Origin of the sequence: Streptomyces sp. NPDC007991 (genome assembly GCF_042958445.1) — a bacterium.
Classification (GTDB): Bacteria; Actinomycetota; Actinomycetes; order Streptomycetales; family Streptomycetaceae; genus Streptomyces.
This window is the reverse complement of record NZ_JBIBJD010000001.1, coordinates 483,604-507,951: the sequence shown is the minus strand read 5'-3', so window position 1 is coordinate 507,951 and position 24,348 is coordinate 483,604. Positions and strand designations below refer to the sequence as shown.

Genomic DNA, 24,348 nt, shown 5'->3' with positions numbered 1-24,348 from the left:
ACTATCAGTTCAGTCCCGCCGACTTCAGCCACGCCTTGGCCACGTCCAGCGGGTCCTTCTTCTCCAGCTGTACCTGCGCGTCCAGTTCGCGCAGGGCGTTCGTGTCGAGCTTGGCCGAGACCGCGTCGAGCGCCGCGGCGCCCTCCTTGGACAGCTCTCCCTTGCGGACGAGCGGCTGCACGTTCTGGAAGCCGAAGAGGTTCTCCGGGTCCTTCAGGACGACGAACTTCTCCCGGGCGATGGTCGGGTCGGTGGTGAAGACGTCCGCGACCTGCACGGTGTTCTTCTTCAGCGCCGCCTGGGTCAGCGGGCCGCCCGCGTCGAGGGACTTGAAGGACTTGAACTCCAGGCCGTACACCGACTTCAGGCCTGCCAGGCCCTGGTACCGGGTCTGGAACTCCGGTGAGCCGCCGAAGACCAGGTCCTTGGCTATGCCCTTGAGATCGGCGATGGAGGAGTCCGAGCCGAGCTGGTACTTCTTCGCGGTCTGAGCGTTGAGGGTGACGGAGTCCTTGGTCTGCGCGGCCGAGGGCTTCAGCAGCTCCAGCTTGGGGTCGAGCTTGCCGTTGATCGCGGTCGTGGTCTCCTCGACCGTCTTCGGCTTGGCCTTGGAGCCGAGGTACGCCAGCAGGGAGCCGTTGTACTCGGGCAGCAGGGTGATGGCGCCGTTCTTCATCAGACCGTACGTGGTCTCACGACTGCCGATGTTGGGCTTGTAACTGACCTTGATTCCCTTGGCCTTGAGGGCCTCGCCGTAGATGTCGGCGAGCAGGATGCTCTCGGCGAAGTTGTTGGAGCCGACCACGACGGTGCCGCTCTGCTCTCCGCCGCCCTTGAGCGGGTCGTCGGAGGTACCGCCGGAGGAACAGCCGCCGAGAAGAGCCGCCGCCGCGGCGAGCGCGACCGCCGCCGCGCCGGGGTGCCTGGTGATGGACCGGGTGCTGCTCTTCGCCATAGTAATCACCCATTGATCCAAGCCAGCCGATAATCGGTCAGTCAAGAGCAGCCCGGTCAACAATTGGCGTCATCTCCTGCGTACGCCGGGCGACACCGCGGCCCGCGCCACCGCCCAGAACAGCGCGAGCGTGACCAGCGCCAGGACGGCGACCAGGGTCGCGCCGCCCACCACCTTCTCGTAGTCGCGCTGGTAGAGGCCGTCGACGATGTACCGCCCGAGGCCGCCCAGACTGACGTACGCGGCGATGGTCGCCGTCGACACGATCTGGATGGCCGCCGAGCGCAGGCCGCTGAGGATCAGCGGCAGGGCGACCGGCAGTTCGACCTGGAAGAGGATCCGGGACTCGTGCATGCCCATGCCGCGGGCGGCGTCCACCGGCGAGGGGTCGACGGAGCGCATCGCCTCGTAGGTGGTGACCAGGATCGGCGGGACGGCGAGGACGACCAGCGGGATCATCACGGGCAGCATCCCGAACCCCAGCAGGGTGGTCATCAGCACCAGCAGGCCGAAGCTGGGCAGGGCCCGCCCGGCGGTGGCGACGAGCGACAGGGCGTTCCCGCCGCGTCCGTAGTGACCGGTGACCAGGCCGACCGGCAGTCCGATGGCGGCGGCGAGGGCGAGGGCCTCCAGGGTGTACCCCACGTGCTCCCCGAGGCGGGCCGGGATGCCGTCGTAGCCCTGCCAGTGGGCGCTGTCGCTGAAGAAGGCGTTGACGAAGTTCAGTACGTTCACCGGGCTGCGTCCTTGAGAGCGGGCGCCTGCTTGCGGCCGGCCGTGCCACTGGGCATCCAGGGCGTCAGCAGCACGCGCACGAGGACGAGCAGGGCGTCGACGAGGACCGCAAGGAGGGCCGTGGTGATCACGGAGTTCCAGGTCAGTTCGGGCCGGTTGTAGATCTGCGCGTCGTGGAGCAGGTTGCCGAGCGCGCCCTGGTTGCCGATCAGCATGCCGACGCTGACGAGGGAGATGCTCGACACGGTCGCCACCCGCAGGCCGGCGATGATCGCCGGGACCGCGATCGGCAACTGCACCTGGAAGTAACGGCGTACGGGTCCGAAGCCCATGGCGGTGGCCGCGGACAGGGTCTCCTGCGGCACCGAGCGCACCCCGTCGACGATCGCCGGGACGAGCACCACCAGGCTGTACACCGCCAGCGGGATCATCACGGTGAGTTCGGTCTGCCCGGTGTAGTTGATGAGGACGACGAAGAACGCCAGCGAAGGGACTGCGTACAGCACGGTCGTGACGCCGAGGACGGGCGGGTAGAGCCAGCGGAAGCGGACGCAGAGCTGGGCGATCGGCAGCGCCAGGAGCAGTCCGGCCGCGACCGGCAGCAGGGCCTCTCTCAGGTGGAGCCCGACCAGCCCGATCCAGCTGTGCTGGAGGTCGCTCGGGATGTCGAAGAAGCCGTGGAGGAAGTCGCTCATCCGGCGACCTTCTCGTCGTCGCGTCCCGCCGCGTGGGCGCTGCGGATGGCCGCGCCGATGGTCGCTTGCGAGACGACGCCGGTCACCCGCCCGCCGGTGTCCACGGCGACGGCCCAGCCGGTCGGCGACAGCACCGCGCAGTCGAGGGCGACCCGCAGCGAGTCGGTGCCGGGCACGAACGGCCGGCCGTGGGACAGCAGCCGCTCGGGCCGGATGTCCCCCGCGACCAGGTCCTGCGGCGCGCTCCAGCCGAGCGGCCGGCCGTCCGCGTCGGTCACCAGGAGGTAGGGGGCGTCGGGGGCGGCGATCTGCTCGGCGGTGGCTTCGAGCGGGATCACCGGCTCGCTCGTCAACTCCAGCGGGGCGGACGGGAAGAACGACAGCCGCCGGATGCCCCGGTCGCCGCCGAGGAAGTCCTCGACGAAGGCGTCGGCGGGGCTGGACAGCAGCTCGGCCGGGGGCGCGTACTGGGCGAGGTGGCCGCCGGTGCGCATCACGGCGACCATCGTGCCGAGCTTGATCGCCTCGTCGATGTCATGGGTCACAAAGACGATGGTCTTGCCCAACTCGTCCTGGATGCGCAGCAGTTCGTCCTGGAGTCCCTTGCGCACCACCGGGTCGACCGCCGAGAACGGCTCGTCCATGAGCAGCACGGGCGGGTCGGCGGCCAGCGCCCGGGCCACGCCGACGCGCTGCTGCTGGCCGCCGGACAGCTGGTACGGGTACCGCTTGGCGAGCGCGGCGTCGAGCCCGACCCGCTCCATCAGTTCCGCGGCCCGCGCCCGGGCCTTCTGCTTGCTCCAGCCGAGCATGCGGGGCACGGTCGCGATGTTGTCGACGATCGTGCGGTGCTGGAAGAGGCCGGCGTTCTGGATGACGTAACCCATGGACCGGCGCAGGGTGGTGACGGGCTGGCGCTGGATGTCCTCGCCGTCGAGGAGGATCGTTCCCTCACTCGGTTCGACCATCCTGTTGATCATCCGCAGGGTGGTCGTCTTGCCGCAGCCCGACGGTCCGACGAGGACGGTGATCGAGCGGTCGGGTATCTCCAGCGAGAGCCGGTCGACCGCCACCGTGCCGTCCGGGTACCGCTTGGTGACTGAATCGATCCGTATCAAGACGCCGGGGCCCTTCGGTTGGCGGAGACGTTGGCCATGGTCGTGCACGGCTGGTGGTACGGGCTGTCGCCGGTCGAGTCTAGACGGAGGTCGTTTCCGGCCCCCGGGCGGCCGGAACCCCCGCCCCGGAAAGCGGCAGCCGTACGGTGAACACCGTCGCCCCCGGTTCGCTGTTCAGCTCGATACGGCCGCCGTGGGCCCGGACCAGGGACTGGGCGACCGCCAGGCCGAGGCCGCTGCCGCCGCGGTCGCGGCTGCGGCTGCGGGCCTTGTCGACGCGGTAGAAGCGGTCGAAGACGCGCTCCTGGTCCTCGGGCGGGATACCGGGCCCCGCGTCGGCGATCCGGACCAGGGCGGCGTGGGAGGCGACGGCGACGTCCACCGAGACCGGGGTGCCGGGCGGGGTGTGCACGGCGGCGTTGGCGAGCAGGTTGTCCAGGACCTGCCGGACGCGCTGGGGGTCCAGGCGCACCGTGAGGGCCTGCGGACCGGTGGTCACCGTCAGCGGGTGGTCCGGCCGGCCGGCCCGGAAGGCGTCGGCGGCCTGCCGGACCAGCTCCGTGAGGTCGGCGTCCTCCAGCCGCAGCGGCGCCTCCACCTCCGCCGCGTCCAGCCGGGCGAGCAGCAGCAGGTCGTCCAGGAGGATGCCCATGCGGGCGGCCTCGGCGCGCAGCCGGGCCAGGTGCCGGTCGCGTTCCTCGGGGGCGTTGGCGGCGGCGTACTGGAAGAGGTCGGCGTAGCCGCGTACCGACATCAGCGGGGTGCGCAGTTCGTGGGAGGCGTCGGCGACGAACCGGCGCAGCCGCTGTTCGGCCTGCGCGCGCACGGCGAGGGAGTCGTCGATGTGCTCCAGCATCGTGTTGAAGGCGGTGCGCAGCTCGTCCACCTCCGGGCCGCCGTCCCGGCCGTCGGCGCGCAGCGGCAGCCGGGCCGCCGACTCGGTCAGGTCGTGCGAGGCGATGCCGTGCGCGGTGGACGCCATGTCGCTGAGCGGCTTCAGCCCGCGGCGCAGCATGTGGCGGCCGAAGACCACCAGCGCGAGCAGCGCGAGCGCGAAGGTGACGACCTGGATGGTGATGAGCTGCCCGACGGTGTCCTCGAGGTCCTCCATGGGCGCGGCGCTCACCAGGACCACCCCGGGCTCGACCTCGCAGGCGCGCAGCCGGTAGGTGCCCGCGCCCCTGAGGTGCTCGGTGCGCAGGAGTTCGGTGTGCGCGGTGGTCTGCGCCGAGGCCAGGGCGGTGAAGTCGTCGACGTCCTTCGGCAGGTCGGCGGGGTCCTCGGGCCTGCGCAGCTCGGGCGTGCCGTTGGAGACGTCGTACACGGCGTAGAACCAGCTGTAGTACTTCTTGCCCGTCAGCGTGCCGTAGTCCGCGATGCTCTTGGACTGGGCGATCTGGGCCTGCGCCAGCTGGGTGTCGAGCTGGGCCGACAGGTAGTCGCGCATGTACGTGGTCAGGGCCGTGCCGACGACGGCGAACACGACCAGCGCGAGGGCGCCGAGGCCCAGGGCGAGCCGGGTGCCCAGGCGCATCCCGCGGTAGGCCCGCCGCAGCCGGGCGATCACTCGGAGGCCTGCCGCAGGACGTACCCGAATCCCCGCACGGTGTGGATCAGCGGTGCGCCGCCGTCGTCCGTCTCGTCGAGCTTGCGGCGCAGCCGGCTGATGACCAGCTCGACGACGTTGGAACGGCCGCCGAAGCCGTACTCCCACACGTGGTCGAGGATCTGCGCCTTGGTGAGCACGGTGGGCGACTTGCGCATCAGGTAGCGCAGCACCTCGTACTCGGTCGGGGTCAGCGACAGCAGCTTCTCGCCGCGCCGCACCTCGCGGGTGTCCTCGTCCATGGTCAGGTCGCCGACCTGGAGCACGGACCGCTGGAAGGCGGGCCCGGCGCTGCGCCGCAGCACGGTCCGCAGCCGGGCCATCAGCTCCTCCACGGCGAACGGCTTGACCAGGTAGTCGTCGCCGCCCCGGGTCAGGCCCGCGACCCGGTCGGCGACGCCGTCGCGCGCGGTGAGGAACACCACCGGCACCATCGTGCCGGAGGCCCGCAGCCGGTCCAGGACGCCGAAGCCGTCGACGCCGGGCAGCATCAGGTCGAGCACCACGATGTCCGGCTGGAACTCGGCGGCCCGCTGGAGCGCGTCCTCGCCGGAGTACGCGGTGACCGCCTCCCAGCCCTCGTAGCGGGCGACGGTCGCGACGAGGTCGGCGATGGGCGGGTCGTCGTCGACGACGAGGAGTCGTACTTTTTCCACCCGCTCATAGTGCTGCACGTGTCCCGTGCCGCCATAGGCGCCGGGGCCTTGGCCGCCGGATCGATAAACACTTGAAAGTTGAGCGACAGGATTCCGACAGCTCCCCCGCGACAAGCTCGTATCCCAGGATCCGATCAAGGAGCTGCCGATCGTGACGACCCTCCAACAACGCCCCGCCGCGCCCCGCCCGGGTGTACGCCCCACCGTGGTGGGCCGCACCGGCCTGTACGCGGTGCTGCTGGCCAACGCGGTCGTGGTGACCGTCTTCTTCGTCCAGGCCGGTTTCGCCTCGAACACGCTGATCGTGCTGGGGCGGCTGGCGGGGCTGTACGGGGCGCTGCTCATGGCGTTCCAGTTGCTGCTGGTGGCGCGGCTGCCGTGGTTCGACCGGCGGATCGGCATGGACCGGCTGACGTCCTGGCACCGCTGGACGGGCTTCTCGGTGCTGTGGCTGCTGCTGGCGCACGCCGTGTTCATCGTCTTCGGCTACGCGCAGTCCTCGTCCCTGGACCCGGTGAACCAGCTGGTGGACCTCGCGGAGACCGTCGAGGGCGTGCTGCGCGCGATCACCGCCCTGGCGGTCCTCATCGTGGTCGGCGTGGTCTCGGCCCGCTCCGCCCGGCGCCGGCTGGCGTACGAGACCTGGCATTTCATCCACCTGTACACCTATGTCGCGGTGGTGCTGGCGTTCACGCACCAGGTCGCGGCGGGCACGACGTTCAGCTCGTCGGCGGCGGCGAAGACGTACTGGTACGCCGTGTGGGGCGTGGCCCTCGCCGCGGTGTTCACGGGCCGGCTGGTGCTGCCGCTGTGGCGCAACCTCCGCCACCGACTGCGGGTCACGGCCGTCGTCCCGGAGAACGACGACGTGGTCTCGGTCTACATCACGGGCCGCGACCTGGACCGGCTGCCCGCCCGGGCCGGGCAGTTCTTCCTGTGGCGGTTCCTGACGAGGGACCGCTGGTGGCAGGCCAACCCGTTCTCGCTGTCCGCCGCGCCGGACGGCCGCACCCTGCGCCTGACCGTCAAGCGCGCGGGCGACGGCAGCGCGGCCCTGCGCCACCTGAAGGTCGGCACGCGGGTGTTCGCCGAGGGCCCCTACGGCGCCTTCACCACCTTGCACCGCACCCGCCCGGACGCCCTGCTGATCGCCGGTGGCGTCGGTGTCACCCCGATCCGGGCCCTGCTGGAGGAGCTGCACGGCCACGCGGTCGTGATCTACCGGGTGGCCACGGACCGGGACGCCGTCCTCTACGACGAACTGCGCGAACTCGCGCGCGCCAAGGGGGCCGAACTGCACCTGGTGACCGGCCCGCCGGTACCGGACCGGCTGGCGCCGCGGGAGCTGGCCCGCCTGGTGCCGGACATCACCGACCGGGACGTCTACCTGTGCGGCCCGCCGCCGATGATGAACGCGGTGCTCGGCAGCCTGCGCGAGCTCGGCGTGCCCCGGACGCAGACCCACTTCGAGCGCTTCAGCCTGGCCGGCTGACGGGAACGGGGAGAACACCGTGAAGCGAGCCATACCCGTCCTCGCCCTGAGCGTCGCGGGCCTGATCCCTCTCTGGCGGTACGCGCCGTCGCACGACACCGGGTCGTCGTCCGCCACGCAGGCCGCGGCGCCCGCGTCGACGCCCTCGGTCTCCTCCTCGGGCGGCACCACGACCACGGTCGTGTCGGGCTCGACGCTCGACACCGAGAAGGGTCCGGTGCAGGTCGAAGTCACCTTCTCCGGCGACGAGATCGCCTCGGTGCGGATGCTGCGGCAGCCGAACCATCCGCAGACCAGGGCCGCCGTGCCGAAACTGATCGAGGAGACGCTCCAGGCGCAGAGCGCCGACATCGACACGGTGTCCGGCGCCACGATCACCAGCGACGGCTACAAGGAGTCGCTCCAGGCCGCGATCGACGCGAGGGGCTGACGGCGTGCGGCGCGTCGAGCACGTCATGGGATTCCCGGTGTCGGTACGGATCGACGACGAGGACTTCCCCGAGGCGCCGGTGGACGGGTTCTTCGCCTGGCTGCGCGAGGTCGACGCGCGGTTCAGCCCGTTCCGCCCGGACAGCGAGGTGTCACGCCTGGACCGGGGCGAGATCGCGACCCCCGGCCCGGCGCTCCGCGAGGTCCTGGCCCTGTGCGAGGAGTACCGGATCGCGACCGGGGGCGCCTTCGACGTGCGGCTGCCCGGCCGCGGCCTCGACCCCTGCGCCGTGGTGAAGGGCTGGTCGGTGCAGAAGGGAGCGGAGCTGCTGTCGGCGGCCGGGGCGCGGCGCTTCTGCCTCAACGCGGGCGGCGACGTGCTCGCCTCCGGCGGCCCCTGGCGCGTCGGCGTACGCCACCCCGAACACGCCGACCGGCTCTGCACGGTCCTGGACGTCACGGACCGGGCCGTCGCGACCTCCGCCCGCTATGAGCGCGGCGACCACATCCTCGACGCCCGCACGGGCCGCCCGGCGACGGACCTGATCAGCATGACCGTCGTGGCCCCCACCCTGACCGAGGCGGACACGGTCGCCACAGCGGCGTTCGCCCTGGGCGCCCAGGGCGTCGAGTGGGCGGCGGCCCGCGAGAACTGCGAGGTGTTCGCGGTGGACGCGCACCGACGCGTGCTCCGGAGCCCGGGGTTTCCGGGGGCGGGGGCGGGGTCCGTCGCCGCGGCACAAGCCGCGCACGAAGCACCGGACATAGCGCCGAAGACATAGCGCCGTTGCTACCGAACCGGTTCCTCCAGCAGCACCTTCACGTCCCACGGCCCGAGCGGTACCGCGTCGCCGTACACGGTGTCCGACAGCACGTCCCGCAGGGCGGTGGGCACCGGCACCGACACCTCCCGCCACGACCAGTTGTGCAGGAAGCGCACGCGGCGGCCGTCCCGGGCGGTCGCCGAGGTGGCCGTGACGCTCGGGTGGGCGGGGCGCCAGGCGCCCTGCGGGACGTACCGGTCGAACAGGGCCCGGGCGAGGACGGGGTCGGGGACCGTGCCGACGTAGGTGATGCGTCCGGCGCCGTGTCGGTGCGTGGTGACCGCGGGCCAGCGTCCGAAGTGCGGATGCACGTACGCCGCCAGGGTCTGCGCGCCCCGCGGCAGCAGACCGTCCGCCCAGTGCAGGGCGTGCGCGTCGGCGGGGAGCGGGAGGGAGTCCGTGCCGGTGACCGGCAGCGGGTCGCCCAGGTTGCTGAACTCGTCGTACGTCACCCCGGCCGCCTCGGCAAGCCGCCCCGGCTGGAGGTCGGTGCGGGCGCGGGCCTCGGTGTCGCCGTAGCCGGTACGGGGCCCGAGCACGAGATGGCCGCCGGCCTCGGCGTAGGCGCGGAGCCGGTCCAGGACGCTGTCGTCGGCGGCATAGTAGGCGGGGACGACCAGGAGCGGCGGCAGGTCGGCGTCCGGGAGCTGACCGGGGTGCAGGATCCGCGCCTGGAGGCCCGCGTCGAAGGCACCGCGGTAGAAGGCGTCGAAGATCCTCTCGTACGACCGCCCGTCCGGTCCTCCGGCGGCGTCGGCGAGCGGCGGCTGGCCCTGGAGCGCCCATTTGCTGGGCCCGTCGTAGAGGAAGGCCACGTCCGAGTCCGGGGTGAGGGACGCGACCAGATCACCGGCCTTCTCCAACTCCCCTCCGAGCGACGCGAGTTCACGGTAGACACGGCCGGGTTGCCCGTGGTGCGGGAGGATGCCGCCCCAGTAGGTCTCGGTGCCGAAGTGCAGGGTGTGCCAGTGCCAGTACTCGATCATCGAGGCGCCCCGGGAGATCAGCGCCCAGGCCGCCTGCCGCCACTGGCCGTCGTAGGCGGGGCGGTTGTCCCACGGCCCGCTGATGGCCTGCGCGTTGGTCTCGGTGACCAGGAACGGCTCCTGGCGGGAGGAGTACATGCGGTCGGCGCTGCGGTACAGCGCCCAGGTGCCGTTGGTCGTCCAGTTCTGCCCGGGAGCGCCGGTGTCGGGCAGGGCGAGGGCGTCCTGCATCGTGTAGTACGGGTTGCCCGCGGTGACGTCGAGGTGCTCGGTGAGCCGGTCGTCCTCGACGCCCTGCCGGTCGTAGGAGATGCAGGTCGTGACGAACTGGCCGGGCCGGGCGTACTCGCGGACGATGTCCGCCTGCCAGGCGATGAACTCGGTGGTGAGCCGGGCCTGGAAGCGCCGCCAGGCCAGGTCGTACTGCGGCTGGGCGTTGCCGTCCGGGGTCCACAGGTCGGCCCAGGTGGACAGCCGGTGCGACCAGTAGACCAGGCCCCATTCGCGGTTGAGGGTCTCCACGTCGCCGTACCGCTCGCGCAGTTCGTCGGTGAAGCGCTGGAAGACGCCGTGGTTGTGGAAGAGGTGCAGGCCGGGTTCGTTGTCGACCTGGTAGCCGATGACCGCCGGGTGGCCGGCGTACCGGCCGACGACCTTGCGGATGATCCGCTCGGCGTGGAAGCGGAAGGCCGGGTGGGTGAAGTCGACCTCCTGCCGGGCGCCCCAGCCGATGCGCTCGCCGGTGCGGCGCTCCCCCGCGATCTCCGGGTACTGCCGGGCCAGCCAGGGCGGTACCGCGTACGTGGGCGTGCCGAGGATGACCGAGATGCCGCGCTCGTGGGCGCCGTCCAGGACCGGCTGGAGCCAGTCGAGGTCGAAGCGGCCGTTCTCGGGCTCCCAGGTGGACCAGACGGACTCGCCGACCCGGATCACCGAGAAGCGGGCCTCGGCCATCAGGTCGAGGTCGTCCTTGAGGCGCTCGTACGGCTGGTACTCGTGGTAGTACGCGGCACCGTACAGGACGCGTCGGGGCAGCTCGAACATGGTTCTCCTTCAAGTGAGGTGACGGTGGTTCAGCCCTTGACCGCGCCCGTGGACAGGCCTTCGAGGAGCTGTTTGCGCAGCAGCACGAAGAGGGCGACGGCGGGCAGGACGGCGAGGACGGCCCCGGCGAGCACGAGGTCGTACTGCCGTTGCTCCGACACGAACAGGGTCTGCAGGCCGAGCGGCAGGGTGTACTGGGAGCTGTCGGAGACCAGCACCAGCGGCCACAGGAAGCTGTTGTAGCTCTGGAGGAACTGCCAGACGGCCAGGGCGCCCAGCGCGGGCCGCAGCAGCGGCAGGACGATGGTCCGGAAGATGCCGAACTCGCTCGCGCCGTCGATCCGGGCGGCCTCCAGCACCGAGTCCGGGATCGACTGCACGATGTACTGCTGCATCATGAAGATCCCGAACGCGGGCGCCACCCAGGGCACGATCAGCGCGAACCACGGGCTGCCGAGCCCGGTCTTGACGAGGATCACGAACAGCGGCACGAGGATCACCGCGAACGGGATCGACAGCGAGCTGAACATCACGTTGAACAGCAGCCGCTTCCCGGCGAAGCGGAACTTGGCGAAGCCGTAGCCGGCCAGCGCGCACACGAAGACGGACACGGTGGTGGCGACGACGGCGACGACCGTGCTCATCAGGAACCAGCGGCCGAAGGGCTGGTCGGTGAGCAGGGTGCGGTAGTTGTCGAGGGTGAACGGGTCGGGGACGAGCCTCGGCGGGTAGCCGAAGATGTCGCCGCGCGGTTTGAACGAGCCGCTCAGCGCCCACAGCAGCGGGGCGAGGAAGCCCAGGAGCAGCAGGACCAGTGCGCCGTAGAGAGGTATGCGGGTGCGGGTCATCAGGCGGCCCTCCCGATGCCGAGGAGACGGTTGAAGAGCCGGCTGAGGCCGAAGACGAGGACGAAGAGGACGACGGCCGCGGCGGCGGCGTAGCCGAACTGCTGGCGCTGGAAGGCCGCCCGGTAGATGAACATGGTCACGGACAGGGTGGACTCGGCCGGTCCGCCGCCGGTCAGCAGGTAGGGCTCCTCGAAGATCTGGGCCGCCCCGATGAAGGACGTGACGACGACGAACGCCGTCACCGGCTTCAGCGCCGGCAGGGTGACGGTGGCGAAGGTGCGCAGCCGCCCGGCCCCGTCGAGGGCGGCGGCCTCGTACAGCTCCCGGGGCACGTTCTGGAGTCCGGCGAGGAAGAACACGGTGAGGTAGCCGGTCCAGCGCCACAGCATCACCAGGGCGATGCTCACCCTGGCCATGCTCGGATCGCCGAGCCAGTCGACGCCGCCGGTGCCGAACAGGGCGCGCAGCAGCGCGTTGGCGAGCCCGAACTGCCGGTCGAAGACCAGGCCGAAGACGAGGGCGACGAGGATGGGCGAGACCACCATCGGCACGAAGTAGGCGGTGCGCCACAGGTCCCGCACGCGCAGGCCCCGGGTGTTGAGGGCCTGCGCGATCAGCAGCGCCAGCGGTACGACGGCGCACACCGCGACCAGCACGAACACGGCGGTGTTGCCGAGGGCCCGGTGGAAGCTGATGTCGGTGGCGAGGAGCCGGTAGTTGCGCAGCCCCACCCAGTGCGGGCCGCCGAGCCCCACCCACTCGGTGAGGCTGAGCCACAGCGAGGCGCCGACCGGGACCAGCATGAACAGGGCGTAGAGGAGGTAGAAGGGTGAGATGAAGAGGTAGGGGGCCCAGGACGTGCGGGGGCGGTGTTCTTCCCGGCCCGGGGCGTTGTGCGTGCGTGCGGTGCCGGGCGGCCCGGCAACGGTGGTGGTCATGGTGGGTTACTCCTGATCCGCCGGGTTCGGCAGCGCCCTCAGGGGCGCGGGGAACTGCGCGACACGCCACAGCGGCGCCGCGGCCGCATTACCGCCCGGCCTGGTCATGGAAGTCCGCCGCGGTCTGCCGCAGCGCCTCCCGCGGCGAGACAGCCCCGCGGTAGGCGCGCAGCAGGTTGCCGGCGAGGACGTCGTAGAGGATCGACTGGTCGGGGCTCTGGTGGAACGGCGGTACGTCCGGCAGCAGGTCGCGGTAGAGGCGGAAGAGCCGCTGCCCGCCGCAGAAGTCGTCCGTGTAGCCGCCCAGGCGCGGATCGTCGTAGACGGACCGGCGGGTGGGCAGATAGCCGGTCTCGGTGAAGCGGCGGACCTGGCCGTCGTGGGTGAGCCAGGTCCTGAAGAGGAACTCGGTGGCCGCGCGGGTGTTGGCCTTGTCCTTGACGACGCCGAAGCCGGTGCCGCCGAGCGCGGCGGTCACCCCGCCGCCCTGGGTGAACCGGGGCAGGTCGCGCACCCGCCATTTGCCCTTCTGCTCGGGCACGTTGGGCACCAGGCCGTAGTTCTTGTACCAGATGGCCATGGGCAGGCCGATGACCCGGCCCTGCTTCAGGGCGGTCTGCATGGCGGCCCCGTAGTAGTCGGCGACGTCGACGACGAAGCCGCTGCGCAGACCGTCGCACAGGAACCGCAGCACCTCCTCGGCCTCCGGCGAGTCCAGGAGCAGCGTCCCGTCGGCGTCGAAGAACGCGCCGCCGCGCTGGTAGAGCAGCATCTGGAAGGACTGCACGACCTGGCCGGGGTCGCTGCCCACCGTGGAGACGACGCACAGCGAGGCGCGGTGGTCCCGGTACACCCGGGCGCCGGTGCCGGCGAACTCCTCTTAGGTGCCGACGTCAGCGGGGATCTTGTACCGGTCGAAGAGGTCGTCGCGGTAGAAGTAGACGACCATCGGGGTGTCCGAGTCGAAGGCGTAGACGCGGCCGTCCTTGCTGAAGGGGGCGGTGCGGGCCGGCAGCAGGTCGTCCTTGAGGCCGGGGACGGCCTCGATGTCGGGGGTGAAGTCGTGCAGCAGCCGTTCGGAGATGTCGCCGCGCAGCAGGCGCGGGAAGCTGCCGATCTCGAAACCCACCAGGTCGGGTGTGCCGCGTCCGGCGACGGCCTGGGCGAGCAGCTTGGTGACGATGTCCGCGGGGCCGGAGCGGGTCACCTTCAGGTGGTAGCGGAAGTCGGTGGCGCGGTCGGCCTCGGGGACGCCCTTGACGAAGAAGTCCTCATAGCCCGGGTCGTGGGTCCACAGGGAGAGGGTGACGTCGCCGGAGGTGCGGGGCGTGGTACCGGCGCCGCCGCAGGCGGACAGCGCGGCGGCCGCACCGAGGCCGAGGGCACCGCGCAGCAGGGCGCGGCGGGTCGGAGGGCTGGGGGGCATGGAGGTGTACACACGTGACTCCTCACGTGGTGCGGCTACGGTCGGGGGTGCGTCGGGCCCTGGTCGCATACCGGCCCGGTGGAGGCCCGTACGATCAACTCGACGGCCCGGCCGGGTTGTTCGGCCGGGGCGGGGCGGCCCTCGATCAGGGCGATCAGTACGTCGACGGCGCGGTCGGCGACGGCGGCGAAGTTCTGCCGGACGGTGGTCAGCGGCGGGAAGAGGTAGGCGGCGGTGGGGATGTCGTCATAGCCGACGACGCTCACCTCGCCGGGGACGGCGCGGCCCGCGTCGGCGAACGCGCGCAGGGCGCCGATGGCCATGTCGTCGTTGGCGGCGAACACGGCCGTGACGTCGGAGAGTTGAGCGAGCTGCCGTCCGGCGGCGTAGCCGGATGCCGGGCTCCAGTCGCCCGGTGACGGCAGGGGCGGTTCGGGTGCGCCGGCGGCGGCGAGGGCCTCACGCCAGCCGCGCAGGCGGTCGCGGGCGGCCCACCAGTCCTGCGGTCCGGGCAGGTGCCAGACGGTGCGGTGACCCAGGGAGAGCAGGTGCTCGGTGGCCATCCGGGCCGCAGCGACACCGTCGGCGCCGACCACGGCGCTCGTGCCGGGCGTCAGCTCCACGCCCTCGCCGAGGCTGACCACCGGCACGTCGGCGATCGGTCTGAGCGGCGTGCCGTCGTCGATGGGCTCGGACAGCACGATCCCGTCCACGCCCTGTTCCAGCAGCGCGTCCACGGCGGCCGAGACCTTCTGCCCTTCCAGGGTGCCGGCCAGGGCGACGGAGTACCCGGCGCGCTGCATCGCCCGCTCCAGGGCGATGAGCAGGGTCGAGGGGCCGTAGAGCGAACTGCCCAGCGAGACCACGCCGATCCGGCGGTAGCGGCCGAGGAGCAGGGCCCGGGCGGCGGTGTTGGGACGGTAGTCCAGGTCGCGGATGGCCCTCAGGACGCGGTCGCGCACCTCGGGGCTGACGTGCGGTTCGCCGTTGACGACCCGCGACACGGTCTTCTGCGACACCCCGGCGACCCGTGCGACCTCGGTCATCCCGGGGCCACGCCGCCGGCGCCCGCCGATGGGCGGGTGACCTGCGGCTCCGTTCGTGGTCATGTGGGCTCCCAGGGCGAAAAAGGGCGTGGACTACGTAGTCAGAGACGGCACCATGGAGGAACGGTCCGGGTATGACTACGCAGTCATGCCAGTGTCGGGGCGCCCCACCGCCCCGTCAATGGGGCGGACGGAGCCGATTTCCCGGCGCACGGGGCTCAGGGTGTGGGGCTTCCGCAACGGCTGCCGTACGCGGCTGGACAGAACCCGGGGCCTCGCGCAGGATGTGGGCGATGCGGCCCGACCCCAAGCACTTTCTCACCCACGCGGTCCGTCGCGTCGCGCGCGCCGAACATCCGGCGCAGGTACTGGAGGAACTCTGCGGGGCGACGGTGCCGTCCATCGCGGACGCCCTCGTCGTGTACCTCGACGCGGCGCCGGGCACCACGGCCCCGACGGCCTTTGACGCGCAACTGCGCCTGTGCGGGACGGGGTTGTGCCGTTCCCCCATCCCCGCCCAGCCCTCCGGCCCGGCCTCGTCCCGGGCGGACGGCCCGGCCTACGACACCGGTGCACAGTGGCATCCCGGGTCCCAGGACGGGCTGCGCGGGGTGCTGGACGGGGCGGCGCCGGTCACCGTCGCGATGGCGCCCTCCGGTGTCCTGGCGAAGGTCCTGGACGCCGGTGAGGCGCTGGGCAGGGACTCGGGCGATCTCGAACCGGCCCTGCGCGAGTTGCTGGGGCCGGACTGCCAAGTGCCGCACGGGGACCGGGTGCTCCTCGTCCCCCTGGCCGGCCCCGACGGCACGGTGGGGGCCGCCCTGTTCCTGCGCCGCCCCGACCGGGACGTCTTCCGTGCCCGGGACCGGCAGGTGCTCGGCGAGCTGTCGGCGCACGCCGCGCTCGGCGTGCGCCGGACCCCGCCGGTGCCGCGGCCGGCGGCGCTCCCGCCGCCCCCGGTCTCGCGGGCCGCCGCCGGACCGATGCGGCAGGACGCGGACCGGCTGCGGTTCGTGGGCGCCGCGACGCGGCGGATCAGCCGGGCCATGGATCTGGACGAGATCGTGGCGGGGCTGTGCCGGGCCGTCCTGCCGAGTTTCTCGGACGGGATCCTGGTCTGTCTGCGCGATCCCCTGCCGGTCGGCGACGAGCGGCCCACCGGTCCGCTGGTCCTGCGGCCGCACCGGTTCGACCGCGCCCCGGCGGAGGGGGACACCGGCGCCTCCCCGTCCCCCGAGCCGGCCGTGCCCGCCCCCGGCCTGTGCGAGGTCCGGCCGGGCAGCGATCTCGCCGAGGTGCTGCGGGGCGTACGCCCGGTGTTCACCGACTCCCCGGCCGGCCGTGGCGCGCTCGCCGAACTGACCGGCGGCGGCGACGCGTTCGCCCTCCCGGACGGACAGCGCGCGATCCTCGCCCCGCTGCGCGGCCGGCGCCGCGTCATCGGCACGGCCCTGTTCCTGCGCCGCCCCGAGAGCAGTCCCTTCGAGATCAACGACCTCCTCGTCGCCGCACAGCTCGCCACCCACAGCGCCCTCGGCATCGACAAGGCCGTGCTCTACGGCCGCGAGGCCCACATAGCCGACGAACTCCAGCGCACGATGCTGCCCGAGACCCTGCCCAGCCCGCCCGGCATCCGTCTCGCCGCCCGTTACCTGCCCGCCGCCGAATCGGCCCGGGTCGGCGGCGACTGGTACGACGCGATCCCGCTGCCGGGCAGCCGGGTCGCCCTGGTCGTCGGCGACGTCATGGGCCACTCCATGACCTCGGCCGCCATCATGGGCCAGCTGCGCACCACCGCCCAGACCCTCGCCGGCCTCGGGCTGCCGCCGCAGGAGGTCCTGCACCACCTCGACGAACAGGCCCAGCGCCTCGGCGCCGAGCACATGGCGACCTGCCTGTACGCGGTCTACGACCCGGTATCGCACCGCATCACCATCGCCAACGCCGGTCACCCGCCGCCCGTCCTGCTCCACCCGGGCGGCCGGGCCGAGGTGCTGCGCATGCCGCCCGGCGCGCCGATCGGTGTCGGCGGCGTCGACTTCGAGGCGGTCGAGCTCGACGCCCCGGAGGGCGCGACGCTGCTGCTCTACACCGACGGCCTGGTCGAGTCCCGGCTGCGCGATGTGTGGACGGGCGTCGAGCAGCTGCGCGAGAAGGCGGGGGCCACCGGCCGGCTCGCCGGACCGGGCCGGCCCCCCGCGCTGGAAACCCTGTGCGACGACGTCCTCGACATGGTCGGTCCCGGTGACCGGGACGACGACATCGCGCTGCTCGCCGCCCGCTTCGACGGCATCGCGCCCGGCGACGTGGCGTACTGGTCCCTGGAGCCGGAGGACGCCGCCCCCGGCCAGGCCCGCAGGCTGGCCCGCCGCACCCTGTCCCGCTGGAACCTGGAGGAGCTCGGCGACTCGGTCGAACTGCTCGTCAGCGAGCTCGTCACCAACGCCGTGCGTCACAGTTCCCGGCCCGTCACCCTCCGCCTGCTGCGCTCCGATGTGCTGCGCTGCGAGATCGGCGACGACGCGCCCGAACTGCCCCGGCTGAGGCGGGCCCGGCCCACGGACGAGAACGGGCGGGGGCTGTACCTGGTCAGCCGGCTGGCCATGCGGTGGGGTGCGGCGCGGCTCAGCACCGGCAAGATCGTGTGGTTCGAGTTCGCCCGGCCCTGAAGGGCCAAAAGCGTCCGTCCTGAAGCCTCCCGGGCCCGGACGGCGCCCTGGAGACGCCGGTTCAGCTCGCCGTGCGGCGGATGCGGCCCGCGTACTTCTTCTCCAGCTCCAGGTTGCCCTCGAAGCCGCCGGGCACGTTGGCCGAGACGTAGACCGGGGGGCGCTCGCCGGCGGCGAGGAGGCGGCCGGCGGCCTCGGCGACCGTCATCTGGACCAGCATCACGCCGGTGAGCGTGGACAGGGCGCAGACCGAGCCGCCGCCGGGGAGTTCGAGGAGGGAATCGCCGCGCGGGGCCGCGTTGTCGAGGACGACGTCGGCGATGCCGGCCAGCTTCCGGCCGCTGGGATGGGCGGCGGGGACGGCCCGGGTGTGGGCGAGGGAGGTGAGGGCGAGGACGCGGTGGCCGTGCTCCTTGGCGTGCAGGGCCATCTCCACGATGACGTTGTTGACGCCGGAGTTGGAGATGACGACGAACAGGTCCTGGGGATTCGGGGCGGCCAGCTCGTAGAGCCGGGCGGCCACCCCGGCCCGGCGTTCGAGGAGCGGGTCGTCGAGGACGGCCGGGTCCTCGCCGCCGTAGAGGACGAGGTCGGCGATGCTCAGCCGGTTGGTGGGGACCAGTCCGCCCGCGCGGCCGGCGAGTTCGAGGACGAGGGCCTGCGAGTGGCCGGTGCCGAAGGCCTGGACGACACCCTCCGCGCGGACGCAGTCGGCGACCAGGTCCGCGGCGGCGGCCACGTCGTCCCGGGCGGATTCGATGACGTGCTGGAGGACGGCGAGGCTCTCCCGCGCGAACCCCTGGGCGCTCACAGACTCGACGGACACGCGTCACACTCCCCACTGATGGATTGATTCACCCTACACTTCGCCATCGGTGAATCAATAAATCACACGGCGCCCCGGTCATCAATCGGGCCGTCCGTCCCTCGCGCCGTCGATCGGGTCCTGGTATTCAATCCGCGCACCGGTGGGTGGCTGGTACCTTCTCCCCATGCCGCCCACGGACGTCACCACACTGATCCGCACCGAGCTGCCCCGGCTGGCGGGGTCCCTGCGGAAGGTCGGCGAGCTGATCCTGGAGGATCCGGCCGCCGTCACCCACTGCTCGGCCGCCGAGCTGGGCCGCCGCACCGGCACCTCCCAGGCGACGGTGACCCGTTTCTGCCGGGCCATCGGACTGGATTCCTACCAGCACCTGCTGATCGAACTGGCCCAGGAGCGCGGCCGGGGCGAGGCGTCGGACTGGGGGACCGCCGAGATCGGCCCGGACATCTCCCCGGACGACAGCCTCGAACGGGTCGTCCAGGTCGTCGGCACGGCGGACCTGCGGGCCATCCAGCAGACCATCGACCGGATCGACCTGGACGCGCTGGAGCGCGCGGCCCAGGCCCTGGCCCGCGCCCGGCGCATCGACGTGTACGGCGTCGGCGGCAGCGGCGCGGTGACCCAGGAGACGGAGACCCGGCTGTTCCGCATCGGCTGCGCGGTCCGCGGCTGGACCGAGGTGCACGCGGCCGCCACCTCCGCGGCCCTGCTCACCCCCGCGGACGTGGCCATCGGCATCTCCCACTCCGGGGCGACCCGCGAGACCCTCGAACCGTTCGAGACGGCCAAGGAGCGCGGCGCCACCACGATCGCCCTGACCACCGACCCGCGCTCGCCGCTGTCCAGGTCCGCCGACATCCGGCTCATCTCGTCCTCCTCGGAGACCAGCTTCCGGGCCGAGAGCATCAGCAGCCGGCACTCCGTCCTGATGCTGGTCGACTGCCTGTACGTCCGGGTCGCCCAGCTCACGTACCAGCGCGCGAGCGCCTCGCTGGCGCTGACCGACCACATCACCCCGCAGCACGCGGTGAAGTCCCGGCGAGCCAGGTGACCCGGCCGAGCCTGCATGGATGAACCACCAAGTTGACGTGAAGATGGTTGTTTGAATCACTCCTGCGGTGCAGGATGGGGCTCCCCCAGAGCACTCGTAGGAGCCCCATGCGCGTCACCTCTGTCGAGTCGACCGAGCTCTTCACCGGGACCACCGAGCAGCCGCGCCAGGTGGTGGCCGTCGAGCTGAGCCACACTCCGGGCCGGACCGTGCGGCTCACCGTCGAGGGCCCGGGCCTCACCGGCACCGCCGAGGCCACCGCCGGCGAGGACGGCACCGTACGCGCCGAGGTCCCCGTCACCGGCGAGGACCTGGTGCCCGGCGACCGCCGCGAGGTCACGGTCACCGCGGCCGACGGCGAGGAAGTCACCACCCGCACGGGCGAGTTCACGGCGGCCGAGCCCGGCTGGACCATGTTCATGGTCAGCCACTTCCACTACGACCCCGTCTGGTGGAACACCCAGGGCGCCTACACGGAGACCTGGGACGTCGCCGACGACCCCGCCGCCACCGGCCTGCCCGCCCGCACCTTCGACTCGCGCGGCCAGTCCGGCATGAGCCTGGTCCGGGCCCACTGCGACCTGGCCCGCCGCGACCCGGCGTACACCTTCGTGCTCGCCGAGGTCGACTACCTCAAGCCCTACTGGGACGCCTTCCCGGAGGAGCGCGCCTTCCTGCGGCAGCTGATCCGCACCGGCCGCGTCGAGATCATGGGCGGCACCTACAACGAGCCCAACACCAACCTCACCGGCGCCGAGGCGACGATCCGCAACGCCCTGTACGGCGACGGCTTCCAGCGCGGGATCATCGGGGCGTCCCCCGAAACCGCCTGGCAGCTGGACGCCTTCGGGCACGACCCGCAGTTCCCGGGGCTGATGGCGGACGCCGGGGTGAGCTCCAGTTCGTGGGCGCGCGGGCCGTTCCACCAGTGGGGCCCGACGCTGTCGGTGTTCGGCGAGGAGCCGAGGGACCCGGGCCGCATGCAGTTCCCGGCCGAGTTCGACTGGATCGCCCCGTCGGGACGCGGGCTGCTGACCGCGTACATGGTCAACCACTACGGCGCCGGCTGGGCCATCGACAACGCGCCCACCCTGCCCGAGGCGCGGACCGCCGCGTACAAGCTCTTCCAACGGCTGAAGCAGGTCGCCCTCACCCGCAACGTGCTGCTCCCGGTGGGCGGGGACTACGCGCCGCCGTGCCGCTGGGTCATGGACATCCATCGCGACTGGAACGCCCGGTACGTCTGGCCCCGCTTCATCAGCGCGATCCCCCGGGACTTCTTCGCCGCCGTCCGCGCGGAACTCAAGACGCGGGGCCGCAGGGCATCGCCCCAGACCCGCGACATGAACCCGGTCTACACCGGCAAGGACGTCTCCTACATCGACACCAAGCAGGCCCAGCGGTACGGCGAGACCCTGCTCGCCGACGCCGAGGCCTGGGCGACGCTCGCCTCCCTCGTCACCGGCCGGCCGTACCCGGACGCGGCCCTGGACAAGGCCTGGCGGCAACTCGTCTACGGTGCCCACCACGACGCCATCACCGGCTCCGAGTCCGACCAGGTCTACATCGACCTGATGACCGGCTGGCGGGAGCTGCACGACCTCGCCCGGAGCGTGCACGCCGACGCCACCCAGGCCCTGGCCGACCAGGTCGCCCCGGGCGACGGCCCCGACCTGGTCGTCTTCAACTCCGCGACCTGGGAGCGCCGTGACGTGCTGACCGTCGACGACCCGGGCCTCGTACCCCGAGGGCTCCCCGCGGTCCGGGAGGACGGCCGGCTGCACGTCGTCGTCCCGGAGGTACCCGGCATGGGCCTCATGGCACTCCCGCTCACCGAGGGGTCCGCCCCCGGCTGGACGCCCGGCGAAGGCGTCACCATCCGCAACGAGTTCTACGAGGTGACGGTCGACCCGGCGCGCGGCGGCGGCGTGAGCGCTCTGCGCGGCCTGGCCGAGGGCGGCCGGGAGCTGCTGCGCCCCGGTGACATCGGCAACGAGATCGTCGTCCAGGAGGAGTATCCGAGGCATCCGCGCTTCGGCGAGGGCCCCTGGCACCTCACCCCGACCGGCACGACCGCGGCCCGCAGCCGGGACGTGACCGCCGAGGTACGCGTCGAGCACTGCCCCGCCGGGTCCCGCATCAGCGTCACCGCCGACCTCGGCCTCTTCCGCTACACCCAGCGGCTCACCCTCTGGCAGGGCGTCGACCGGCTCGACGTCACCACGACCGTGGACGGGTACGACGGCGCCGACCGGCTGATCCGGGTGCGCTGGCCCTCGGACGTACGCGGCGGGCTGCCGGTGCACGAGGTGGCGGACGCGGTGATCGGGCGCGGCTTCGGCTTCGTGGAGGTGGACAGCGAACGGTTCCCGTGGACGCTGGACAACCCGGCCAACACCTGGTTCGGCCTGGGCTCCACCGCCCGCGTCGCCGTGCACGACGACTCCGGCGTCCTCCTCGGACACCGCTCCATCGGCGTCGCCGAACTCGTCTACCCCGACTGGGACATCGCGGGCGACCTCGGCGCCCCGCTCGCGGCGGCCCTGGTCCGCGCCGGGGTCACGGCGACCTCGACGATCGCGGGCGGCCCGCGCTACGGCGACCTGGAGGTCGACTCCAACCTCCCGGACGTCCGGATCGCCGTCGGCGGCCCCGACCGCAACGCCGTGGTCGCCGAGGCGCTCGGCTGGGACCCGGCCGCCGGCCGGGAGCTGAAGCGCCAACTGGCCGAACGGGGCGTGGCCGCCGTCTGGGTCGCCCCGCGCGCCTGTCTGCGCGAGGAGTGGATCCCCGGGGCCGATCTGCGCGACCTGGAACGCCTGCCGCTGCTGGTGGTGGCGGGCGCCCGTCCCGAGGACGACGCCAAGGCGGTCGACGCGGTCGTCGCCGACCTGGACGACTTCACGCTGACGGCCACGGCCGCCGGCGGCGGCGAGGCCCTGCCACCGGGCGATGCCTGGGACGGCCGCAGCTTCGCGATCCTCAACCGCGGCACGCCCGGCTGCGTGATCACGTCCGCCGGCGACCTCTACATGTCCCTGATGCGCTCCTGCACCGGCTGGCCGTCCGGCGTCTGGATCGACCCACCGCGCCGCACCGCCCCCGACGGCTCGGGGTTCCAGCTCCAGCGCTGGTCGCACACCTTCGAGTACGCCGTCGTCGCGGGCCCCGGCGACTGGCGCGAACTGCGGCTGCCGCAGGCGGGACACGCGTACAACCGTCCGCTGACGGCACGCCTGCGGCGGTCCGCCGGTGCCCTGCCCCGTGAGGCCACCCTGCTCGGCCTGGAACCCGCCGGCGAGGTGCTGCTCGACGCGCTCAAGCCGCTCGGCTCCCCACTGGCCCGGGGCAGCCAGACACCCGCGGATCCCGGACGGGGCCTCGTCGTCCGCGTGCACGAGGTCGACGGCCGGCCGGTACGGGCACGCGTCACCGGGCCGCTGGCATGGGCGGCGGGCGCCCGCGCCGACGTCCTGGAGAGGCCCGGGGCGCCCCTCGCCCCGGACGAGACCGGCGGCCTCGAAGCCGACCTGACCGGCTTCGAGGTCGCCACCCTCCTCGCCACACCCGCCCGGCCACCCCACCCCCAGGCGTCCGGGCCGGGCATCGACGCCCACGAGCCCGCCCAGCCCGTCGCCACCCGCTACTGGCTGCACAACTCCGGCCCCGCCCCCCGCGGCAACATGCCGGTCGCCGTGTACCTCTCCCCCACCGCCCTCACCGCCGACGGCCCGGTCACCGCGACCGTCCGGGTCTCCTGCGAACTCACCGACGCGCCCGTGTCGGGCACGGTGACCTTCGAGGTACCGCCCGGCTGGAACACCGAGCCCGCCACCCTCCCGTACACGCTCGGTCCCGGCGGCTTCACCCTCACGGACATCACGGTGACACCCCCGCCGGACCCCGCCCCCGGCCGGCACTGGCTCGCCGCGCGACTGTCCTACGGCGGCCAGACGTACGAGGACGTGGTGGCCCTGGACGTCGCGGGCGGGCACAGGGGCCCGACTCTGGTGACGGATCTGGGAGTTGACCGGGTGACCGTACGCCGGGGCGAACGGACCCGGGTCCCCGTGACCCTCCGGAACCCCACGCACGGCCCCGTCGACGGCACCCTGTGGGCCGTCTCCTCCTGGGGCACCTGGCCGGGAGTCACGCCAGGCTGCCAGGGCTTTTCCGTACCCGGCGGGGAGCAGTGGGAGTGCGCGATGGAGGTGGACGGCACCGCGATCCCCCCGGGTTCGTACTGGCTGATGGCGAAGGTGGCCTGGCACGGCTGCGTGGCCTACACGAGGGCGATCGAGCTGGAGGTGACGCCATGAGGGAGGAGTACGCGGCTCTTGTTCGGGACCACCCGATCCCGAAACAGCACGTGGCGACTTTCCTGAGCACCAATGCCCTCAGGGGCGCGGGGAACTGCGCGACCAGCCACGACGGAGCCGCACACGCACGACGACACCGCCAACAACGGCGCTGGGCAACCCAGGTCATCGTCACCGACGAACTCGCCCGCCAGGCCTGCACCGAACGCGGCCTTCCCCCGCCGGACGACGTCCTGCCGATGCGCCTGCTCACCGTCCCGGAAACCGACATCGCCGACCTGGGCAGCATCATCGCCGCAGCCCTCGCCCACTCCCCCGCGGCCCGAGCCCTGCTCGCCGACCTGGAGCGCGAGCAACACGTCCCGGAGACGGCCGTACGGGACTACTACGACCGCAACCAGGACCGCTTCCTCACCCCCGACGCGCTGAGGCGCGGTGTCGACCCGTTCAACACCGTGGAGCCGTCGGACGTCCACCCCTACGAGCACGTCGAAGACGGCATCTCACAACAACTGCGCCACGCCGCAGCTCACCGCGCGTTCTTCGACTGGCTCGACCAGGCAAGGGCGGACGTCGTCTACGCCGAGGGCTACGAACACCCCGGCGACCCCTCCCAGCCGGACCACGAACACCGGCACTGATCGCCGCACGCAACCGAACAGCAACACGGCAAACCATTGACCTC

At 72.3% G+C, this 24,348-nt stretch carries 20 protein-coding genes; 7 read left to right on the top strand and 13 right to left on the bottom strand.

The genetic code is table 11. The features are described 5' to 3' along the window. Window positions 1-4 precede the first annotated feature (4 nt). The 6 genes from ACFZDA_RS02120 to ACFZDA_RS02095 all read right to left on the bottom strand — a co-directional run bounded on the left by ACFZDA_RS02120 (window position 5) and on the right by ACFZDA_RS02095 (window position 5,765). Window positions 5-955, bottom strand: a complete 951-nt coding sequence (locus tag ACFZDA_RS02120; RefSeq protein ID WP_391073485.1) for a glycine betaine ABC transporter substrate-binding protein — start codon at window positions 953-955, stop codon at window positions 5-7. Window positions 956-1,024: 69 nt separating this feature from the next. Beyond that, window positions 1,025-1,690, bottom strand: coding sequence for an ABC transporter permease subunit (locus tag ACFZDA_RS02115; RefSeq protein ID WP_391073483.1), 666 nt, complete (start codon window positions 1,688-1,690; stop codon window positions 1,025-1,027). Then, window positions 1,687-2,385, bottom strand: coding sequence for an ABC transporter permease subunit (locus tag ACFZDA_RS02110; protein ID WP_391073480.1), 699 nt, complete (start codon window positions 2,383-2,385; stop codon window positions 1,687-1,689). Before ACFZDA_RS02110 ends, ACFZDA_RS02115 begins: the two co-directional genes overlap by 4 nt. After that, the gene (locus ACFZDA_RS02105; RefSeq protein WP_391073477.1) at window positions 2,382-3,503 is read right to left on the bottom strand and encodes an ATP-binding cassette domain-containing protein; all 1,122 of its coding nucleotides are present in this window, start codon (window positions 3,501-3,503) and stop codon (window positions 2,382-2,384) included. The genes ACFZDA_RS02110 and ACFZDA_RS02105 overlap by 4 nt, the downstream gene beginning before the upstream one ends. A gap of 79 nt (window positions 3,504-3,582) precedes the next feature. Beyond that, complete coding sequence (locus tag ACFZDA_RS02100; protein WP_391073475.1) at window positions 3,583-5,070, bottom strand: ATP-binding protein; 1,488 nt, start codon at window positions 5,068-5,070, stop codon at window positions 3,583-3,585. After that, window positions 5,067-5,765 carry a response regulator gene (locus ACFZDA_RS02095; protein WP_391073472.1) on the bottom strand — a complete coding sequence of 233 codons (699 nt, stop codon included), beginning with the start codon at window positions 5,763-5,765 and terminating at the stop codon, window positions 5,067-5,069. The genes ACFZDA_RS02100 and ACFZDA_RS02095 overlap by 4 nt, the downstream gene beginning before the upstream one ends. 205 nt (window positions 5,766-5,970) lie before the next feature. Between ACFZDA_RS02095 and ACFZDA_RS02090 the strand changes: the two genes are divergently transcribed. Genes ACFZDA_RS02090 through ACFZDA_RS02080 form a run of 3 tightly spaced genes read left to right on the top strand, consistent with a single transcriptional unit; the run spans window position 5,971 to window position 8,468 of the window. Next, window positions 5,971-7,257, top strand: coding sequence for a ferric reductase-like transmembrane domain-containing protein (locus ACFZDA_RS02090; RefSeq protein WP_391074555.1), 1,287 nt, complete (start codon window positions 5,971-5,973; stop codon window positions 7,255-7,257). Window positions 7,258-7,276: 19 nt separating this feature from the next. Beyond that, window positions 7,277-7,687 (top strand): FMN-binding protein, encoded by a 411-nt coding sequence (locus tag ACFZDA_RS02085; RefSeq protein ID WP_391073469.1) that lies wholly within the window; start codon window positions 7,277-7,279, stop codon window positions 7,685-7,687. A gap of 4 nt (window positions 7,688-7,691) precedes the next feature. Beyond that, window positions 7,692-8,468, top strand: a complete 777-nt coding sequence (locus tag ACFZDA_RS02080) for an FAD:protein FMN transferase (RefSeq protein ID WP_391073467.1) — start codon at window positions 7,692-7,694, stop codon at window positions 8,466-8,468. A gap of 8 nt (window positions 8,469-8,476) precedes the next feature. On the opposite strand, the gene ACFZDA_RS02075 is transcribed toward ACFZDA_RS02080, so the two are convergent. The 6 genes from ACFZDA_RS02075 to ACFZDA_RS02050 form a co-directional block, all read right to left on the bottom strand. Next, window positions 8,477-10,540: a beta-galactosidase gene (locus ACFZDA_RS02075; RefSeq protein WP_391073464.1), complete on the bottom strand. Its 2,064-nt coding sequence runs from the start codon at window positions 10,538-10,540 to the stop codon at window positions 8,477-8,479. A 29-nt stretch (window positions 10,541-10,569) separates the two neighbouring features. After that, window positions 10,570-11,388 carry an ABC transporter permease subunit gene (locus ACFZDA_RS02070; protein WP_391073462.1) on the bottom strand — a complete coding sequence of 273 codons (819 nt, stop codon included), beginning with the start codon at window positions 11,386-11,388 and terminating at the stop codon, window positions 10,570-10,572. Further along, window positions 11,388-12,326, bottom strand: coding sequence for an ABC transporter permease subunit (locus tag ACFZDA_RS02065; protein WP_391073459.1), 939 nt, complete (start codon window positions 12,324-12,326; stop codon window positions 11,388-11,390). Before ACFZDA_RS02065 ends, ACFZDA_RS02070 begins: the two co-directional genes overlap by 1 nt. Window positions 12,327-12,414: 88 nt before the next feature. Next, window positions 12,415-13,179, bottom strand: coding sequence for an extracellular solute-binding protein (locus ACFZDA_RS02060; RefSeq protein WP_391073456.1), 765 nt, complete (start codon window positions 13,177-13,179; stop codon window positions 12,415-12,417). Window positions 13,180-13,206: 27 nt separating this feature from the next. Then, window positions 13,207-13,764, bottom strand: a complete 558-nt coding sequence (locus tag ACFZDA_RS02055; RefSeq protein ID WP_391073453.1) for an extracellular solute-binding protein — start codon at window positions 13,762-13,764, stop codon at window positions 13,207-13,209. A gap of 23 nt (window positions 13,765-13,787) precedes the next feature. Continuing rightward, window positions 13,788-14,798 carry a substrate-binding domain-containing protein gene (locus ACFZDA_RS02050; RefSeq protein ID WP_391074552.1) on the bottom strand — a complete coding sequence of 337 codons (1,011 nt, stop codon included), beginning with the start codon at window positions 14,796-14,798 and terminating at the stop codon, window positions 13,788-13,790. 293 nt (window positions 14,799-15,091) lie between these two features. Between ACFZDA_RS02050 and ACFZDA_RS02045 the strand changes: the two genes are divergently transcribed. Then, window positions 15,092-17,467, top strand: coding sequence for a SpoIIE family protein phosphatase (locus ACFZDA_RS02045; protein ID WP_391073451.1), 2,376 nt, complete (start codon window positions 15,092-15,094; stop codon window positions 17,465-17,467). A gap of 61 nt (window positions 17,468-17,528) precedes the next feature. Here ACFZDA_RS02045 and ACFZDA_RS02040 read toward each other — a convergent pair whose 3' ends face one another. Then, window positions 17,529-18,293: a sugar isomerase domain-containing protein gene (locus tag ACFZDA_RS02040; RefSeq protein ID WP_391073448.1), complete on the bottom strand. Its 765-nt coding sequence runs from the start codon at window positions 18,291-18,293 to the stop codon at window positions 17,529-17,531. Window positions 18,294-18,459: 166 nt separating this feature from the next. On the opposite strand from ACFZDA_RS02040, the gene ACFZDA_RS02035 reads away from it, so the two are divergent. The 3 genes from ACFZDA_RS02035 (at window position 18,460) to ACFZDA_RS02025 (ending at window position 24,304) form a co-directional block, all read left to right on the top strand. Beyond that, window positions 18,460-19,344, top strand: a complete 885-nt coding sequence (locus tag ACFZDA_RS02035) for an SIS domain-containing protein (RefSeq protein WP_391073446.1) — start codon at window positions 18,460-18,462, stop codon at window positions 19,342-19,344. A 107-nt stretch (window positions 19,345-19,451) separates the two neighbouring features. Next, a complete protein-coding gene (locus ACFZDA_RS02030; protein ID WP_391073443.1) occupies window positions 19,452-23,663 on the top strand; it encodes an NEW3 domain-containing protein in 4,212 nt (1,403 codons plus the stop codon). Further along, a complete protein-coding gene (locus ACFZDA_RS02025; protein ID WP_391073440.1) occupies window positions 23,660-24,304 on the top strand; it encodes a peptidyl-prolyl cis-trans isomerase in 645 nt (214 codons plus the stop codon). Before ACFZDA_RS02030 ends, ACFZDA_RS02025 begins: the two co-directional genes overlap by 4 nt. Window positions 24,305-24,348: the final 44 nt, after the last annotated feature.

Bases quoted from the DNA above. Each gene is read 5' to 3' on its own strand.
- ACFZDA_RS02120 (WP_391073485.1), bottom strand. From the start codon at position 955: ATGGCGAAGAGCAGCACCCGGTCCATCACCAGGCACCCCGGCGCGGCG.
- ACFZDA_RS02110 (WP_391073480.1), bottom strand. From the start codon at position 2,385: ATGAGCGACTTCCTCCACGGCTTCTTCGACATCCCGAGCGACCTCCAG.
- ACFZDA_RS02075 (WP_391073464.1), bottom strand. From the start codon at position 10,540: ATGTTCGAGCTGCCCCGACGCGTCCTGTACGGTGCCGCGTACTACCAC.
- ACFZDA_RS02070 (WP_391073462.1), bottom strand. From the start codon at position 11,388: ATGACCCGCACCCGCATACCTCTCTACGGCGCACTGGTCCTGCTGCTC.
- ACFZDA_RS02065 (WP_391073459.1), bottom strand. From the start codon at position 12,326: ATGACCACCACCGTTGCCGGGCCGCCCGGCACCGCACGCACGCACAAC.
- ACFZDA_RS02050 (WP_391074552.1), bottom strand. From the start codon at position 14,798: ATGACCGAGGTCGCACGGGTCGCCGGGGTGTCGCAGAAGACCGTGTCG.
- ACFZDA_RS02045 (WP_391073451.1), top strand. From the start codon at position 15,092: ATGCGGCCCGACCCCAAGCACTTTCTCACCCACGCGGTCCGTCGCGTC.
- ACFZDA_RS02035 (WP_391073446.1), top strand. From the start codon at position 18,460: ATGCCGCCCACGGACGTCACCACACTGATCCGCACCGAGCTGCCCCGG.
- ACFZDA_RS02030 (WP_391073443.1), top strand. From the start codon at position 19,452: ATGCGCGTCACCTCTGTCGAGTCGACCGAGCTCTTCACCGGGACCACC.
- ACFZDA_RS02025 (WP_391073440.1), top strand. From the start codon at position 23,660: ATGAGGGAGGAGTACGCGGCTCTTGTTCGGGACCACCCGATCCCGAAA.